Below are 18,318 nucleotides of genomic sequence, written 5' to 3'. Positions count from 1 at the left end.
CTCCATCACCGACTTGATCCCATTATCTCTCGCTGCGGTACTCGAATACATTTGGCTGGTGCCAATGATCTGATGGTTCGCGGCTTTTAGGTTGAAGTACGGCTTATCGTTTTTCGCCACTTCTTTGGCATATCGGGCTTCGATAGGGGAGTTGGTTTGAACGGATTCGATCCCATTCATGGCACCAGTCTTACCCGTGTAGAGTTCGCTGGTGAGGATGACTTCTCCGTTACCAGCCTTAAGCACAAACTTAAATTGATCGTTACTGCTTTTGCTTAATTCATACCATCCTGACATGAGGTTGCTCCTTCTTCTTTAAGGCATTGCATAGCGCAAGCAAGGAAACCATTTCCTGCTCGTGCCTCAGTCTAGTCGACTTTATCTGGTTTGATATGTGCCGATGCCACATTTTGAGTGTTTTGAGGGTTAGTCTGTCGAAATACTGACATTAAAAACGTCCATTTCCTGCCAGTAACACAAGAAGTTTTGCTCCCAAATTGGGTAAAGCTCTGCTGCCGTTTCAATAAACATGGATTAAACCGATCAAGCTAGATTGTTGTCTCCTGTTAAAACTGTCCTGCCAGAGGGGGGACGTAGAGCAACGTCAGCTACAGAATGGCTGGTAACAGTGACTTGCTAACCGCTTCGATTTTGAATTGTTCGGGGTAAGGTTTATGGCTCATGAACACCTCTTTTTTAGCTAGTTTATCTAACTTAAAGGTGTCTAGGAAATCTATGGGGACTCAAGTTGCCCATTTTTAGGGGACTGTCAGCTTAGATTTGAGCTAAATTCTTTTCAGCCCTAACTGTTTTCCCTTCAAGTAACATGGCAATGGTGTTAGGTGTTCTTCTGGACTTATTTATCAACGACTCAACACCGCCACTTGGCTTTGTTTCCGAAATCGAATTAAGGCACCAAAAGCCAGCTATTCATTTAAATATCACACGATATAGGCTTTGTTTCCTAAATCGACTCAGCGAACACAGCCCCTCATAATTGTTCAAATATCAAACTACATAGTGAGTTTCAGGCATACCTAGCCCTGTGAGCTTGTTTAACGCCCTTATCATCGCGTAAGTTTCTCCTACCTGACCGTTATAATTTCGCAAGCTTAATCTGCCACCTACACCTAATAGTTGCTTCACCCTGTACATGGCAGTTTCTGAGATTGACCGACGCTGATATCCATAGCGCTTCTTCCACTGTTTATTTGAACCATGAAGTTGTTGCCAACTGACTGCTAAGTGATGTGGATGTCCTTTTCCCTGTATGCAGCTCCCTCAGAAAGGGATAAGGCTAAATGCCCGTTTACAACGAATAACTTGGTGACACTCACATGTATCGTGGGCATCATCACCTGAAATATGGATTTTACGCTGGGTTTGTTTAAGTAAGTTGTGCGACACTTCAGCGTCAGCATCAGCATCAGTGGATAAACTTAGCTCAGCCGGGATAATCTCGTGCGTATGTACATCCACGGCGATAGGCCGTTTGCGCCAAACGCGAAACTTGCCGTCAGTACCATGCTTTTTAACTTGCCATCCCCTCTCGTCATAGACCTTAAGTTCTGTGGCATCAATTGCTAAGTGCGCAGTGGTTTCACATGTTTTGGCTTTAAAAGAGGAGATGTCTACCGTCTTCGCGCATTGACTGATGCAAGTATGATGCGGCAAGTCAGTGGTACCGGAGCCAGCTGAAATACTGAATTAATAATGCCTTGTAACGCTCGCAGTGGCATGGCGAAAGTGCGCTTAACCATGAGACAGATCACTCAACAATCGTGGCGACCTTGTTTGCCTTGTTCTGCTGTAGCTTTCCAGCTGGCGATGGCCTTCTCATCAATCCAGAAGAAAAGTGAAGCGCGGTTTATCAAGGTTTGGTTGTATTGTTTCCAGTTAGTCGCTTGGTAGAGGGGTTAAGGCACGGTTGTTTAGTAAGTTTATAAATGATGCAAGTCTGATCATCGGCTTCAAAATTAGCTCAACCGATTTTGGAAACAAAGCCCATCTAGAGCTGTAATCAATAATGACATTAAGGAAAAATGTGTTATCTGTTTGATGTTAGGCACTCAAACAGATAACTTATATCTTTCTGAAGGGTATTTTTAGTGGAATGCAGATAAGGGACTAGCTCAGACGGAACTGGGAAATAGCCGTTTGTAAGTGGTTACCTAATGCGACGAGCTTTTCGGTTGCTAGCGCCGTTTCTGCAGACGATGCCGCAGTTTGGGTTGAAATTTCATTCACCTGCGAAATACTGCGATTAATTTCTTCTGCCACAGTGCTTTGCTCTTCAGATGCAGCAGCAATTTGATGGCTCATCATCTGTATTGAAGAAGCCGATTTTCTAATTTCCTCAAACAAGGTCCCCACTTCGGTTGCTGTGGTCACATTGGTATTGGCAACCACTAAACTATGTTCCATCATTTGTAAGGAATTTTGCGCCCCAGCTTGCAATTGCTGGATCATATTTTCAATTTCATCCGTTGAATCTTGTGTGCGCTTAGCCAGACTTCGGACTTCATCTGCAACAACCGCAAAACCTCGACCACTTTCACCAGCTCGTGCCGCCTCAATTGCAGCGTTTAAGGCCAATAGATTCGTTTGCTCTGCGACGGATTTTATAACGTCCATCACTCTGCTTATACCATTGGTTTGTTCTGCGAGTTCTTGCATGGCTTGAGCTGTTTTTTCAATATCAGCGTTAAGTTCTTCTATTGTAGTGAGTGTCATTGTCATCTTGTTATAGCCGTCGTTAGTGAGCTGTTCTGCTCCTCCTGTTGCTTCTGCGGTTTGTTCAGCATGATATGCAACTTCATGGACAGTAGCTGCCATTTGATTCATGGCTGTCGCCACTTGTTCGGTTTCAAGCTGTTGTTGTGTCATGGCAATTCGATTCTGTTCCGACACAGCTGATAGTTGTGATGCGCCTGAAGAAATATCTGTAATACCTACACTGACATTATCGATTAATTCGCGAAGTGAGCTTGTCATTGACCCCATAGCATTCTGTAATGTGCCTATTTCGTCCGAGCGAGTCGTACTCATAGGTTGGGTTAAGTCACCGCTTGCGATACGCTTTGCAGCTTGCACCGTTGCACGTAAAGGTCTGGCGATAGCATTGGTGATAAATAAGGGGGCGGCAATACCAATGACCATGACTATGGATGTGACTAACAACAGGATTGATCTTGCTTGCTTGCCACTATCTAACTTTTGTTGAAGTAGCTCATCTTCAATCGTATCAATTGTGGCACGAAGGTGGCCTGCTATTGCGACATATTCTTGTACTACTGCATCTAGAGCATTTTGGGTTTTCATGTAAGTTTTTATCTGTCCTTCAATACCTTGAAGTGCGGTCAGTGATTCAGAATTTATGATATCGGATTGATTTAGCTGGATAAGTTTAGTTTGTAACTCTGAATAGGTTTGTTCTGTTAAAATTCCTGCTTGGATGATTCTGTTCAGTTGGCGTTGGATCCTCTCAACTTCAAGACTGATTCGGGTCATCTCTGCAATGTTCTGCCAATCATGTGCATCTAACGCGGTGCTTTTTAAACTGGTGATTTGTGCTGTATTTTGTTTTAGGAATTGCTCTGCTTGTTCAAATGCGGCTTTTGATGTTTGGGTCTCAGCCTGAACCAATGGCACTATTCTATTAAATGTTTCTTTATAGACATTTATATAGCTTATTGCCTGCTTATACTGAGCCGCTTCTTCTGCGCTCGAGTTTTGGCTTTGTGCAAACAGAATTGTTTCTGTCATTGCGTCGATCATAGTAGCCAGCTTTAAGCCATAGCTTTCATCATGGGTGCGCAGATAGTCTTCTCTGGTAGCCTTTGCATCTGAGATGATTTTATTGAGTTTTTGAATAGTTGAGAGTTTATCTCCATGCGCGATAATATCGTCCAGTTTTGTCCAACCTGTTAAGGTTATTGATAAACTAAGAATTAACATGAAGCCAAAGCTCAGCATAAGTTTGATTGATATAGGGAGGTTTTCTAGGATTGTTTTCATTTTTACTTCCCGGCACAGACTGCCATTTAGTGATAATACTTTCAACACAAACGAACAAAAACTATATCGATTCAATAAAATGTTTATTTAGTAGCTCAAAGTAGTAACTCAAGGCTTGAGGTTTAATACAGCCTTATCGGGGGTGTTGGTGAACTGTCTGGTTTAGTCTTTAAATAATCAATTGTGTGATTTTAAAGGTGGTGATTATATTTGTTAGATTAGTTTATTTTTATTGCGTGCTTAAGGGCGTTAATGCTTTTTCTATTATTCTGAATGCCTAATTATAGTGGATTTTTGTCAAGGTTATACCGTAAGTGTGATCTCGGTCTACCTCTTATGTGATTGGACTTTTATATGTAGAAATTTTGTAACCTTGCCATGGCTACAATATTTAAATAGGTAAATACTAACACAAAATTTGTGATCGCTGTCACAATGTTGATTGTTTGAGCTAAAAAATATCATACGGTTAATTGGTTTTTTGATTTTTAATTATATTAACTATATCAATGGAATAGTGTGTGATCTATTTTTATTCATATGTAGATGAATAGGCATTTAAGAAAATTATGAAATGTTAAATGCCATGTTTCATGTATGTGTACTAGGCTAAATTTACGAGCAGTTAGATATTATTATTCTAATCATTATTTTTGTATTGTTCTTCTCGCGAGGAATGATACAAAGTGATTCTAATAGTGTAGTGTTTTATATTGAATACTCCGGAATAACCAAATTATATACTATGTCTTTTCATTTATTCATAAAAAAATTTAGAAAAGATAACGATATGAGTCAGGAGAGTTTTGCTCAATTTCTATCAAAGAAAATTGAAGGTAGACAGTTTATTGATACTGGAACCGTGAGTCGTTGGGAACGTAGGATTAACACTCCAAGTTTTCATAATCAAATATATATTCTGAGAAAGTTGAGATTAAATGTTTGCATCGCTTCGTTGTTATCTGAACCTGAAGATGAATATGGTCATGAACAGGCCATTAAATTGTTGCAAAATCGTTTTAACCGATTTTCTGGATTAGCCGATAAACCATATAGGATCACTTTTCCGCGATTTAAATACACTGAATCAAATGATGTGAACAGTTTTTTAAATGACAAAATTCTAAGGGAATTTAACAATAGTGTATTAGGTGTTGAATTTTTAAACTCCAATTTTTTGCATGTTTTACTGTTAGAGGTTGATCATGTTAGAATTATCAAGTTTTATCGCGATGGGCAGATAGTGGGTCATACTGCTTATGCGACGATATATACTGAAAAGCTAGTTAAATTTTTAGCACAATATTGTAAGTCGAGTATACATTCACATTTATGCTCTGATATTGATGGAAAGATACTTCTTAACTTTAGTTCCTATGCAAGTGATTTTTCGCTCTATCTTTTTTATGTCTATCACATGATAAAAGACATTGAGTTAGATCCTAAAATTGATTGGTATGTCGGTCATTCTTTTATTAATGATGATTGGCAAATTCAGAAAAAATTAGGAGCTAAGCTTATGGCCTGTGGGAAGTCTGCCGAGCAGGGAGGGGTAAAAATTGGTAAAAGTTACACTGATTCCGTCATGTTCTCGACATCGGCTTCAACATTGTTGTCTTCTTCTCTGAGTGCGCTTAAAGAAGAGGATATATTTCAATATGCAGATATTGTTAAACTTACTCAATAATCATGAGTTGCTATTATTGAGTAAGTTTATATGTGTTAACCAAGTTAATTCAATCCTGTGCTAGGCTCATTTTTAGCATATGCGTCTAGCATAGGGTCAGTTGTTATTTGTGCGCGACCGTTAGTCTTACTTTGATACAACAATGAATCTACTCGTTTATGAGCGTTCTCAAAGGTTTCTGTTTTTGGATCCCAAATACTTAATCCACCTGATAAAGATATCGCTTGCTGGTTAAAGCTCAGTATTCGTTTCTTTATAGACTCAAAGAATGCTTTAACATCCATTTCCGGATAAATTTTGAACAATAATAGAAATTCCTCTCCACCAACTCTAAGAATGGTATCATTCTCTTGAGAAAAGTTTTTCCTGAAAAATTCAGCAGTATGCACTAATAATGTATCGCCGAAATCGTGACCATAGGTGTCATTAAACTTCTTGAAGAAATCAAGATCGACTAGCACCATTAGGATTTTTATATTGGAGTTTTGATGCTCTTTTATAAATGATTTTAGTGCAGTTCGATTATGTAATCCGGTTAATGCATCTTTTGTATGGTTATTCTTATAATATTTTATAACATCAAATATTTTTTTGTCATTTACTGCTAGCCTAGAATGAGTTACTTTACGGTAATGTTCCGTATCAATCAGGCGATAATGCTCACAAAAGTCATCCCCCTTTAACTTTATAAATCGAGTCGTGTCATCATAGTTTTCCATCTCAATCCCAAATAAATCATAATATGTCATCTTTAGATTAAATATATTTTTATTCTCAGAGCAGTAGGCCAACATTGTTTTCATGTTGTTTGCTTCAATGATAATAAATCCCCTATTAATTAATAGATTTTTAAACTCTATCTTGGCTTTAATGTAGAAGATATTGATAATCTGTAGCTTCCAAAAAGAAAGCGTTATCATGGATGAAATGATAAAAATAAGTAAGAAATTTTTTGCATTAAAAACTAGGGTTATTTCTTTTATATTACTGATGTAGTCTTTTAAATCCATTAGTTCGTGTGGTTGATAATTGATAGTGAAAGGGTCTATAAAAGAGTTTTTCAACTGCAAGTGGGGTAGAAAGATATTTTCTATAAAGATGAGTCGATTGACTCCAAACTTTACAAGAGATTGATCGAGAGTGTTAATGCTAAATGTACTATAGAGATTTTTATCTTTATAATTAAGTGGAAAACTGTTACTTGTTAAAAGGTAGTGGCTTTGAGAATTGGTGCTATCTGCCTCTACGAAACTGACATAAAGATGCTGCATAAGCCCTATGCTACGAATATTTTGTAGCGCAAGTAAGTAGCTACAGGCTTTTACCGTTAAGGTGGTTTTGGAATCTTTAATATAGTTGATCAGGCTGTTGCCTCGAAAGCGAACATCATCGTAAAACAGAGAGCAGCCACTGACGGCATTTTTATCTGGGGTTAAATTCATATCATCGCTAAAGAATATTGAATCTAATAATTCAATGGTCAGCATACGATTACTGAGTTGTTGATATGACTCTTTAATCTTATATTGATTGTATATGTAAAATCCGCTTGTGGTCACAATAGCAATAAATATGGATATTATGAATGGTAATATATACTTGACTATAGCTATCTTTTTCATAATTTAGTTAGTGCATAGTTGATAATTTAAATGTGTTTTATTATTTCAGGCTTATGGAGGTAATAACCCTGATAGAATATTTTGCTTGGTACAATTTTATTTCCTGTGAAGTAAATAATTTCTTCTTTTGTTTCTATGTTTTCAATGATTATTTCTTTGTTTTTTATAGCCTTTGTGCTATTTAAATGTTCTTTTACAGCATTTATGTTTGATTTTTGAGGTTTGATAATTTTGATAATATCAAAAATTCCTAATGGAAAAGGTTGTTCTTCATTATTCATGTTATAATCATCTAAAGCGAGTAAGATTCCTGCTTCTTTTAAGCGTTGTAACCCCTCGGTTAGTCTATCGCAGCAGCCACAGTTCATGCGTTCAGTGATTTCAATGACTAGTTTGCATTGAAATGTTTCTAGTAATTTTTTTAGTTCAATAAATTTGGCTAGGCTCCACTGATCGCAGAGTGTTTGATGTTCTATATTAATAAAAACCCTGCTTAAATTGGCTTCTACAGCTCTGTTTTTGGTTGCATTGATTAAGTTGTCTATATAGAGAGGGTGAGAAAAAAATAGTTTGTAACTTTTAAGTACCTCATCAGCAGATTTTTGTCCCATGTTAAATAATATTTCTTCCGCAACCACTTGTTGTTTTTGATTGAATATTTTTTGTGACTTAAAGCTAGTGCAGTTGCTATTAATATTAAATAATTGCCATTCTTCAATGATATAACAGCTCTTCATTAGTCTTGGGGTACCTAAAATGAAAATAATTCAGTGGTATTGATATTTTAAATTATATGAATAATGGAAGGTCAAAATTATACGAGTTATGCAGATGAATATTTTTCATTGTTGGTGTTATTTTTCAATGTGTTAACCTTCATGTTTGTAATTGTCGGTCATAGTGGCTAAGTTTCGAGCCCTATAGGGATAAATCTTCTTTAAGAGTAATTTAGCGAAAAAAAACCTTAGCAAACATAGCAAGGTGGATTTTTGTTTGCAGAGGAATGCCTATAATTTCCTGACGCATATCTTGTTTTTAGATGTGCTTGTTTTGTATAAAACCAACTTTATGGTTAACGTATTGATTATTAGCTATTTTAAAGGGGCTGGCAGTGTTCTCTTTGTTAATTAAAAAATTCCGAGATAGTCACAATTTAAGTCAAGAGGATTTAGCTCAAATCTTGATTAGCTTTAATGGTCGGGATTCGATTGACGTCACCACGATAAGTCGCTGGGAGAGAGGAGTTAACACGCCTTCAGTTGCTAATCAGCTGTATACGTTACGTAAATTAGGTATAGATTTTACGCTATCTACTATAGCTTCGAATTACCCACCCCATAGGCTTATAAACCTTCTAAAACCACGATTTAGCCGTTTCTCTGCTTTTTCGGACAAACCCTATCGCAAGTTAGACCCAAGTTTTACCTATACAGAAAGTAACAACTTAGAAAACTTTTTAATGGATGATGAACTAGTGAAGTTCAGTGAAACCATGTTTTCTATTGAGGGTGAAGCCGAGGCTTTCTGGCACAGCCTATCTAAAACTACCTTTGATGATGTGCGGGTTTTCCGATTTTATAAGGGGAGTAATCTTGCGGGTCATCTAGCCTATGCAATTATGAATACTTTAGATATCATAACCTTACTTGAAGAGTTGTATAAAACTGAGTTCAGCTCGGATTTTATGCCTGAAGTGGATGGTAAAACGCTCATTTGTTTTAGCGGCTATGCGAGTGATTTAGCTATCTATATGTTTTTCACTAAGGTAGTCGTTCGTCAGTTAGCTAATAATCATCGAATCGATTGGTTGATTAGTCACTCCTTCATTAACGAGGATTGGCAAATTCATAAAAAGTTGGGCGCTAAGCTGATTTATCGTGGTGACAGCATAGAGAATGGTGGCGTTAAAGTGGGTAAGGAAAGGTTTAAGTTTGTGGTATTTAACTCATCTGTCCCTACATTGTTAGCGTCACCTTTAGGTGTGTTATGTGAACAGGATTTAGAGAAAAAATACTGCGAGAAAATTGAGCTTTCCCAAGAGTAGATAAATCTGCAGACTATATTCAACAAGTTCAACAAGTTCAACAAGTTCAACAAGTTCAAAAAGATCAACAAGTTCAACAAGTTCAACAAGTTCAGCAAGCCTTTGGTCTTGATTGTCAGCTCAGTGCGACTCGGCAATATCCATTTGCGTCATAGTCACGCCTTTAATTTGAGCATAAATCGCTTTTCCCGGTGCGAGATGTAACTCATCACATGCCCAAGGGGTGATGTTGGCCCACAGTTCATCTTTACCTAGGGCAATTTTAAGCTGAATTTGCTCGCCATTATCGCTGGGATAGAGCTCTTTTATTTTGCCTCTTAGCAAGTTACGAATGCTTGAATCTTTAGGTTCCTCTGTGCAAATCGAGACATGATTCGCTTGGATCCTCACTTTTAACTGTTTGTGGGTTTGTGGGTTTGTGGTAACTGGCCACTGACCCAGAGCTGATTGCCATCATCCATCACGAGTCTTGTCATCGGATAATCTGGATGCCTGTCGGTAATTCTGGCGTTAAGCAGTGAACTCAGTTCCTGCAGCGGCACCCAAGGGCGCATTTGTTCGCTATTCCACACTTCCGCTAATGGTCCTTGAGCGATCATTTTCCCTTGATGCAATACCAGCATATGGTCGGCGAGTTGCAGGATTTCATCCAAGCTGTGGCTCACGTAGACAATCGGCAGCTTCAATTCCTGCGCTAGGGTTTGTAGGTAAGGCAGCAATTCCCGTTTTCGGGGTAAATCGAGGGAAGCTAATGGCTCATCCATCAACAGTATTTGCGGCGAGGTGAGTAGGGCACGGCCAATGGCAACCCTTTGTTTTTCGCCGCCAGAGAGCGTGCTGGGATAACGGTTTAAGAGCTTTTCTATGCCCAGTAACGAGACCACTTTATCGAGCAATTCAGGTGCTTTATGGCGCATCCCATAGGTGAGATTACCCTTCACACTGTAATGCGGGAATAACCTCGCTTCTTGAAAAACATATCCAATTCGGCGTTTTTCAGGGGGCAGATTAACGGTTTTATGTTTAAACAACAGCGTATTGCCAAGGCTAATTTCGCCTTTATCCGGCGTGGTTAATCCGCCGAGTAAATTTACTAAGGAGGTTTTGCCCGCTCCCGAGCGGCCAAATACGGCGGTGACACCCTGTAACGGCAATTGGGTGTTCACTGGGCCGAGTTGTTTTTCAACATTGATGTTTAACATACGCTTGCTGTTCTTTTGAGGGCTTTTTTCGTTAGCCATTGGGAGGCGAGTAAGGAGATCAATGCGATCACTATCGAGATGATACATAGACGCATTGCCTGATATTCCGCTCCCGGTGTTTCGATAAAGGAATACATGGCCAGCGGAATGGTTCGAGTTTCGCCGGGAATATTGGAGACAAAGGTGATGGTTGAGCCAAACTCTCCAAGACTACGGGCAAAGGCGATGATCATGCCTGATACTATGCCGGGCGAGGTGAGCGGCAGGGTGATGGTGAGAAATACGCGCCAACGGCTGCTTCCTAAGGTGCGTGCCGCCTCTTCGAGGCGAATATCGACGGTTTCAAAGGATTGGCGTATGGCTCTGACCATCAAAGGAAAAGACACTATGGCTGCTGCAAGTGCCGCTCCGCGCCAGCTAAAGCTAAAACTTACGCCAAACCATTGATAGAGCCATTGTCCGATTACGCCCTGGCGCCCCATGCTGATGAGCAGCAGGTAACCGACCACCACTGGCGGTAATACCAGAGGGAGATGCAAGATGCTGTCGAAAATGGATTTACCGGGAAACTCCACGCGTGCCAGCAACCAAGCGCATAAAATGCCTAAGGGTAAGCTGGCAATCACGGCAACCGCTGAGACTTTGAGGCTGAGTAGCAGTGCGGCGGTTTCGTATTCGCTGAGCAGTAGCCCGTTAAACAGCGAGCCACTCAAGAGAACATCACTCAGCACTATTTCACTCCAAAGCCATATTTTTCAAATACTGCTGTTGCACTTGGGCCTTGAAGGTATTGATTAAAGTCTTTAGCGCTGGCGGTGGATTCCTGCTTCGTTAAGGCGCTGGGATATTCAATCGGGCTATAGCTGGTCGCGGGGAAGGTCGCCACAATTTTAATCTTTTGCGCTACTTTGGCATCGGTCGAGTAAACGATACCGAGCGGTGCTTCACCCTGTTCTACCAATGTTAAGGCGGCGCGCACATTATTTGCTCTCGCCAGTAAGGGCTCGGCGGTCTTCCAAAGATTCAGGTTTTCAAGCGCTTGCTTAGCGTATTGTCCGGCGGGGACATGATTTGGGTCGCCCACCGCTAAACGGCTGCCATTGACCGCGGCCTTAATATCCCAATCGCTGTTTAGGGTGACTTGGTCTACTGGGTTATTCTTCTCGGCAATCAGCACTAAGGTATTTTTAACAGGATGATACGGCTATCGGCATTCACCGCCTTGGCATCGACGAGGTAATCCATCCATTTTTGGTTGGCGGAGATAAACAGATCGGCAGGCGCACCATTGGCAATTTGTTTTGCGAGTGTTGAGGAGGAGGCATAGGAGAAAATCACTTTCGTTTGATGTTCTTTCTCATATTGCTGGCCAATCTCATTCAGCGCATTCGTGAGGGATGCGGCGGCAAAAACCGTCACTTGTTCTTTGTCTGCGGCAAAGCTGACGCTGCAACTGAGGGCTAAGCCAACGACTGAGGTTGTGGTAAAGCGTAAAAAGTGTTTGAGCGAGCTCATGGTGTTCCTCCGTGATAAAAAGTGATCGTTATATGCCAATCTATATATCGATCATTCAAGCCCAGATGTGTAAATTAGTGATCTCTGCTCGATTTATCTGCCAAAACAGCAATGCCTTGGTGGATATTTGCGACTGTGCGTATTGGTATCTCAAGATTGATCGGGGACAATAACATTCACTTAAGTTAAGGCGCGCAGGAACATGGACTTACACGCACTACTGACACTGTCATTGGGGGATAAACCCTTTGCCAATCCTCGGCGGATAGCTTTGCTACGCCAAGTGGCTAATACTGGCTCTATCAGCCAGGGCGCTAAGTTGGCGGGGATCAGCTATAAGGCAGCGTGGGATGCGATAAATGAGATGAATATCACTATGCCCGAGCCCGTCGTCAGCAGCGAAAAGGGGGGGAAGGGCGGTGGTGGTGCCAAACTGACCGAGTTTGGTGAGCGTTTACTTAAGGTGTATTCCATCACCTCGCAGGTGCAGGAAATGGCGCTGTCAGCGTTGCTGGATGATTCGGTCGATATGCACAGTTTGTTGGATGTGATGGCGCATTTCTCCCTTAAAACCAGTGCCCGTAACCAATTAACGGGGCGTATCCACGGCATTGAGTCACTCGGCTTGAATGACAGCCTAAGGGTGACATTGGCGGGGGGCAACAGATCCAAATTTCAGTGACCCATGCCAGTTTTGAGCGTCTGCAGTTAGCCTTGGACCAATCGATTCTATTGTTGTTTAAGGCACCTGCGGTGACGGCTAGTCGTGATGCCTGCCAGAGCATTGGGCAAAACTGCGTCAGTGGGCACTTACTGAGTGTGACTGAACTGGCCGATAAGGCTGAGTTAGCGATAGAGATTGGCGGTAAAGAGATTATCTATTCGGTGATGCCATTGGCCGACATTCAAACGCTCAAAGTTGGTGAGCCTTGTTTTGCCTGTTTTGATGCCACACAAGTGATTGTTGCCAGTATGAATTAAAGCATGCAGCGAGGATACTAGGCATCCCGTGGTAAGCCTTTTTGAATGACCCTAACCAGTCGCTCCGTTTTACGGTTATTGGCTTGTGAGCCGCCCGCACGTTGCCGAGCTAGGGCCCAGTTGATATGTTCTTTCACCATATCATCGACATCCGCTTGGGCTTTACGTTGCTCGAGGGCGGCGATGATTTGCGGCGAACTCGGCGCATTGCCTAGGGCGATGGCGATATTGCGTAGCCAGCGCTGATGACCAATACGGCGAATGGCGCTGCCCTCGGTCTGTTTAAGAAACTCGGTTTCGCTCCACGCAAACAAGGTGAGCAGTTCAGGCTGCTTGAGTTTAGGGCGAATGTGGAAATCACTCTCCTGAGTCAGCGGCGCCTCGCGATTGACCGGGCACACCAACTGACAATCATCACAACCGTAAATGCGATTTCCCATTAAGGGGCGAAACTCCTCGGGAATAGCACCCTGTAACTCGATTGTCAGATAAGAAATACAGCGCCGTGCATCCACGGTATAAGGCTCGACTATGGCGCCTGTCGGGCAGGAGGTGATGCAGGCCACGCAGGTGTTGCAGTCTTCCTGGATCGGAATGTCTACGGGTAAGGGCAGGTTGATCAGCAATTCCCCGAGAAAGAACCAACTGCCGGCATCGTGATTAAGGATAAGTGAGTGCTTACCTGTCCAACCTATGCCGGCTTTTTCGGCGAGTGGGCGTTCTAGCACTGGGGCTGAATCGACAAAAGGCCTAAAGTCGGCGGCATCGAACCCCAAGGCGACAAGCTCGCTACTGATTTGATCGCCCAGCTTTTTTAAGCGGGCACGGATGAGTTTGTGGTAATCCCTGCCGCCTGCGTAACGCGAGATATAGCCCATATTCGGCGAGGCTAAGTTAGTGGCAAACCCCGCCTCTGGCGGCAAATAATCCATCCGAGCTGAAATCACTCTAACTGTGCCAGGGTGCAACTCGTGGGGGCGGGCACGCATCATACCGTGTGTGGCCATGTAACCCATTTCCCCGTGATACCCTTTATCTAACCAAGTCTGTAATTTGACTTCTTCCGCGGTTAAGTCGGTGTCACAAATCCCTATTTGGGCAAATCCGAGCGCCTTTCCCCAATGCTTAATTTGTAAAGCGAGGCAGGATAGGGTGGCGGCATCGGGAATATTGCTAGGAGTGGTGATCGACATGGAAGCGGCTGTGGGCGTAATAAGATGGCGCTATGATAGCAGTTTTATGCTACTAGGGACGAGTGTCGTTCCAAGGGGATTTAGTCAAATCCTTAATTTGCTTTCTTCTGTATATAAATTAGATCTATGATGGATAGTAACTTCCCCCTTAGGTCTTGCCTATGTTGCCTACCCTTTGCAAACACTGCTATCGCTTATTGTTGTGTGTAAGCTTAGGCTATGCAGGGCTTAGCTTAGCGGCAACAGAAGCTGCAACAAAACCCGTTCGCTTAGTGACAGAGGCTTGGCCACCCATGAGCTTTGAGCAAGATGGTGTGCCCACTGGTTTTGGTGTTGAGTTGGTCAATCAATTGCAAACGCGTATCGGGCAGCAGGAAAGAATCGAAGTCTTGCCTTGGGCGCGGGCATATTCGATTGCGAGTTCTGCGCCGAATGTGTTGCTGTTCGCCACTTCCATCAGCGATGAGCGGGAGAGCCATTTCGATTTTATTGGCCCCATTGCCACCAGTAAAATTACCCTCTACGCCAGAGCCGATGATCCCATTAATATCAATCAGTTATCTGAGGTTAGTGCGAAGGGATTGTGGGTGTTTATCGTGAGTCCGTGGGCGCGCAGCTATTACAACAGCAAGGTGTACACTCTTTATTAGTGGCAAGTTTTCCGCAGCAATCGGCTAAGCAGCTGTTGTTTTCACGGGTACGGTTTTGGTGTCAGGCCGATCTGGCGGTCAAGCATATACTTCAAGATGTTGGTGCGAAGGAATCGGATATCAAACCCGTGTATGTCATCTCTGAAATCCATCTTTATCTGGCGTTCTCTAAGGGCACATCTGCTGTCACGGTTCAGCGTTGGCAAGTCGAGTTAGAAAAGTTCAAGGAGTCGGGGGATTTTGCTCGGCTCTATCAAAAATGGTTTGGCGCATTACCGCCGCCTCTAGAGCATCAAATCTTTTGGCATAAAGATAATTAAGCTATCTTTTCGGCAGCTTTAACACAGTTTCTTCCGGCGTTTTTGGCTTGGTAGAGGGCGTTGTCTGCCCGCTTAAGTAAATGCGCAAAGCTTTCATCTTGCGGTTTGGATTCTGGGCTTAAGGTGGCAACCCCTGCACTGACTGTCAGTTTTAACTCTATGGGTAAATTAATGGCGCCATAACGGGTGATTAAGGTTTGTAACTCGTGGGCCAGCTCCCACACTCGGTTAGCATCGGTATTCGGGAGTAAAATTAAAAATTCCTCACCACCTATTCGGCCAATCAGAGCGCGGTCCGCAGTTATTGCTTGGCTGGCTTGCGCTATGGTCAACAGTGCCTGATCACCTATTTCATGGCCGAAATTATCGTTAATTTTTTTAAAATGATCCGCATCGAAAATAATCACAGATAATGCCGTTTGTTGTTTGATCGCCAGCTGAAAATAACGCTCCGCTTGGGCATAAATATATCGACGATTGGGTAATTGGGTCAGATAATCGGTGAGAGCTATGGTTTGTAAATGCCGATTTCTGTGCACTTGTTTATAGGCAAACAGCGATACTATGGCCAAGATGAAACCTGTAAGTAATAGGATAATCAGCTGTAACGATTTATTTTTTTCGAGCAGCGCTAACTCTTGCTCCTTCAATTTTTGGTTATCGAGTAATCGCTTGTTTTCGGACTCGATCCAACTAGTATCAAATTTTACTTTTAACTCAGTCGTTTGATGGGCAAAAGAATTGTCTTCTACCTTTCGAGTCAAGGCGACAAACTGCTGTAAAGTTTGGTAGGCCGATGGCAAATCATTCATCGCTGCATAGATTTCACTCTTGAGTTGCAATAGCTGAACTAAGCCGCGATCATTCTGCATCGCACGAAACGCATTTTCAGCAGCAGCCAGTTCGCCCAAGGCCTCTGGATAACGGCCTTGTTGATAGCGAATTTTCCCAATAAACAGCTTCATAAAGCTGTAAGCAGTGGGCTCTTTATCCGTGATTGCCTGCGCCGCTTCCGTTAAATAGGTTTCGGCTTCATCGAGGCGATTTAATTGAATCAGACTGTAGGCAATATTGGTCGCGTTGATAGCGGCAATGAGAGGGTATTTGTGTTCTTTAAAGTACTGATAGCTGAAGCGAAAATTTTCAATGGCCTGCTCATGTTCACCCAGTTCATCTAACGCGAGACCAATATCCGAAGTCACGTTGGCAACTTGTTCTTGGTTGCCTTTTTGTGAGTAAAACTCTTTGAGTTTATTGTAGTATTTGATCGCACTCTCAGGGTCGCCATAACGCCTAAAGCTGGTGGCGATATCCGCTAAATTGATGTTTGCCCAGCCCGTTAAGTTTAAGGATTCGTACAGTCCTTGTGCGGTGACTAAATCATCTAAGGCCTCTGAAAAATCTCCTATGTAGGAATACAAGGCACCACGAAGACTACGCGCGTCGGCGATGAGCTTTATATTCTCATGCTCGTATGCACTTTTAACGCCTTTACTATAGCCTTCCATTGCACCAGTAATATCACCACTAAGCTGTAAAAACCAAGCATGGCAAAGGGTTAGATCAATGACGAAATGCGGGGAGGAGGTTGGCGGAATCTGTGTCAGTATTTGTTCTGTATGCTTGAGAGAGCGGGATACGTCCGCTTCGGTTTCCGAAGGCTGATTCCAGCATTTGAGCAGATTCAGTTTTTCGATACGTACAATATCATCACTCGAAATGAGTTTTTCCAGTAGGGATATGTTTTGCTCGATAGATTCACGGGTCATGGTCTCGCCACTATCGAATAATGCAAAAATCTGATCGACTTGTGCCTTTTCTTCAGCCATAGCAACTCTTAACGGCCCTATGAGCAGCATAAGACAAATGGCTAAATATCGTAGGCAATATCGCAAGAGAGAGGTTTCCTGTTCACGCTGAAACAGATAGCTAATCATTATCTTAGCATAAACTTTTTACGTACCGTTTACATGCTAAGTTTGCAATTTTTGCATTCATTCCGCTATCAGGGTATAAACGTCGCCTTGGATCTCACCCATTAAGGAAAACCTTGAAAAAATTACTCTGTGCCGTCCTGTTGTTATTCACGGGAGCGAGTTGGGCAAACTCGGATGATATCGAAACCTCGGGCGATGTGGTGCATCTACTCCTGCCTGCGACAGCCTTAGGCGCGACCCTATTCTATGAAGAGGGGAATGAAGGTTCTTGGCAGTTACTTAAGGCAGCGGTATCGAGCCGAGTGATTGTTGAAGGACTTAAATTGGGTGTCAGTAAGGACAGACCTGATGGTAGTGGTGATGATTCTTTCCCCTCTGGACACACCTCGGACAGCTTTATGGCGGCTACTTTTATCCAGCAACGCTATGGTTGGCAATATGGTCTGCCCGCGTATCTTGCCGCGACCTATGTGGGATATACCCGGGTCGAGAGCGATAAGCACTATTTAGAAGATGTCCTCGCAGGCGCTGCCATTGGCGCACTGGCGGGTTGGTATTTTACTGAGCCCTACAAGGGGATCACAGTGACACCTTTAGCCCACAATGGGATCTATGGTTTATATATTAGCGGCCAATTTTAAGTCGCTTAAGTTAAGAGAGTAATTATGGCTGAAGTATCAGTTGAGTATCGTGAAACTTCCGAGCGCATTTCCTACAATGTTGCCAACAAAGTCTTACCTATGGCGAAAATGCCGGAGAGCCTGTTAGCGGCTTACCAAGGTTTATGTGCTGAACTGTTAGAAGACAGAGAAGCTAAATTTACCCAAGCGTGGGAAGCATTACCGGCAAGTGCGCGCAATTTAATGCCACAGGCTGAATTCCACGGTTTTTATATTGCCAATGCTTGGTTGCAACTCAGCCGAGTTGCGCAGGAGATTTCCGAGCAGGCGGATACCGATGAGGCGATTAACGAGAAGGAATACAACGGGATATTTACCCGTTTGGCCGATGAGTCGCTCAAGGAGTGCGTGCGTAAATTAAAGAAAGCGCGTACAGACCGTTCTATGCTCAACAGCTTTAAACAGGTGATGGCGCCTTAATTCATCAATTGATGCAAGATAGCAAAAGCCCGTCAATTGACGGGCTTTTT

The 18,318-nt window shown here is 42.6% G+C and carries 11 protein-coding genes and 5 pseudogenes; 6 read left to right on the top strand and 10 right to left on the bottom strand.

What is annotated here, in order from left to right:
* The 3 genes and pseudogenes from ACK5NH_RS13165 to ACK5NH_RS13155 all read right to left on the bottom strand — a co-directional run.
* On the bottom strand, positions 1-297 hold a 297-nt coding region (locus ACK5NH_RS13165), incomplete at its 3' end, for a YegP family protein (RefSeq protein ID WP_416920729.1).
* A gap of 711 nt (positions 298-1,008) precedes the next feature.
* Positions 1,009-1,874: pseudogene (locus tag ACK5NH_RS13160) on the bottom strand (IS5 family transposase).
* Between the two features lie 253 nt (positions 1,875-2,127).
* Positions 2,128-4,017 carry a methyl-accepting chemotaxis protein gene (locus tag ACK5NH_RS13155; protein ID WP_416920727.1) on the bottom strand — a complete coding sequence of 630 codons (1,890 nt, stop codon included), beginning with the start codon at positions 4,015-4,017 and terminating at the stop codon, positions 2,128-2,130.
* A gap of 790 nt (positions 4,018-4,807) precedes the next feature.
* Here ACK5NH_RS13155 and ACK5NH_RS13150 point away from each other — a divergent pair.
* Entirely contained in the window at positions 4,808-5,704 is an 897-nt protein-coding gene (locus ACK5NH_RS13150; protein WP_416920725.1) for a hypothetical protein, read from the top strand.
* Positions 5,705-5,748: 44 nt separating this feature from the next.
* On the opposite strand, the gene ACK5NH_RS13145 is transcribed toward ACK5NH_RS13150, so the two are convergent.
* Entirely contained in the window at positions 5,749-7,191 is a 1,443-nt protein-coding gene (locus ACK5NH_RS13145) for a GGDEF domain-containing protein (protein ID WP_416920723.1), read from the bottom strand.
* Between the two features lie 161 nt (positions 7,192-7,352).
* A complete protein-coding gene (locus tag ACK5NH_RS13140) occupies positions 7,353-8,063 on the bottom strand; it encodes a hypothetical protein (RefSeq protein ID WP_416920721.1) in 711 nt (236 codons plus the stop codon).
* Between the two features lie 374 nt (positions 8,064-8,437).
* On the opposite strand from ACK5NH_RS13140, the gene ACK5NH_RS13135 reads away from it, so the two are divergent.
* Positions 8,438-9,370, top strand: coding sequence for a helix-turn-helix domain-containing protein (locus ACK5NH_RS13135; RefSeq protein ID WP_416920719.1), 933 nt, complete (start codon positions 8,438-8,440; stop codon positions 9,368-9,370).
* A 120-nt stretch (positions 9,371-9,490) separates the two neighbouring features.
* Here ACK5NH_RS13135 and modC read toward each other — a convergent pair.
* The 3 genes and pseudogenes from modC to modA form a co-directional block, all read right to left on the bottom strand.
* Positions 9,491-10,572 (bottom strand): annotated as a pseudogene (gene modC, locus ACK5NH_RS13130) (molybdenum ABC transporter ATP-binding protein ModC).
* Positions 10,566-11,303: a molybdate ABC transporter permease subunit gene (gene modB, locus ACK5NH_RS13125; RefSeq protein ID WP_416920717.1), complete on the bottom strand. Its 738-nt coding sequence runs from the start codon at positions 11,301-11,303 to the stop codon at positions 10,566-10,568. Before modB ends, modC begins: the two are co-directional and overlap by 7 nt.
* Positions 11,303-12,087 (bottom strand): annotated as a pseudogene (modA, locus tag ACK5NH_RS13120) (molybdate ABC transporter substrate-binding protein). The gene modB and the pseudogene modA overlap by 1 nt, the downstream one beginning before the upstream one ends.
* 202 nt (positions 12,088-12,289) lie before the next feature.
* Here modA and ACK5NH_RS13115 point away from each other — a divergent pair.
* Positions 12,290-13,068, top strand: a pseudogene (locus ACK5NH_RS13115) (TOBE domain-containing protein).
* Positions 13,069-13,085: 17 nt separating this feature from the next.
* Here ACK5NH_RS13115 and queG read toward each other — a convergent pair.
* Positions 13,086-14,261 carry a tRNA epoxyqueuosine(34) reductase QueG gene (gene queG, locus ACK5NH_RS13110; protein WP_416920715.1) on the bottom strand — a complete coding sequence of 392 codons (1,176 nt, stop codon included), beginning with the start codon at positions 14,259-14,261 and terminating at the stop codon, positions 13,086-13,088.
* A 161-nt stretch (positions 14,262-14,422) separates the two neighbouring features.
* Here queG and ACK5NH_RS13105 point away from each other — a divergent pair.
* Positions 14,423-15,231: pseudogene (locus ACK5NH_RS13105) on the top strand (substrate-binding periplasmic protein).
* Here ACK5NH_RS13105 and ACK5NH_RS13100 read toward each other — a convergent pair.
* Complete coding sequence (locus tag ACK5NH_RS13100) at positions 15,228-17,168, bottom strand: diguanylate cyclase (RefSeq protein ID WP_416920713.1); 1,941 nt, start codon at positions 17,166-17,168, stop codon at positions 15,228-15,230. The pseudogene ACK5NH_RS13105 and the gene ACK5NH_RS13100 sit on opposite strands and share 4 nt — an antisense overlap.
* A gap of 113 nt (positions 17,169-17,281) precedes the next feature.
* Here ACK5NH_RS13100 and ACK5NH_RS13095 point away from each other — a divergent pair, with 113 nt between their 5' ends.
* Both ACK5NH_RS13095 and ACK5NH_RS13090 read left to right on the top strand, forming a co-directional pair.
* Positions 17,282-17,809 (top strand): phosphatase PAP2 family protein, encoded by a 528-nt coding sequence (locus tag ACK5NH_RS13095; protein ID WP_011625247.1) that lies wholly within the window; start codon positions 17,282-17,284, stop codon positions 17,807-17,809.
* A gap of 24 nt (positions 17,810-17,833) precedes the next feature.
* A complete protein-coding gene (locus ACK5NH_RS13090) occupies positions 17,834-18,268 on the top strand; it encodes a DUF3069 domain-containing protein (protein ID WP_416920711.1) in 435 nt (144 codons plus the stop codon).
* Positions 18,269-18,318: the final 50 nt, after the last annotated feature.

Origin of the sequence: Shewanella sp. (assembly GCF_047975355.1) — a bacterium.
Classification (GTDB): domain Bacteria; phylum Pseudomonadota; class Gammaproteobacteria; order Enterobacterales; family Shewanellaceae; genus Shewanella.
This window is presented reverse-complemented; position numbering and strand designations above follow the sequence as displayed.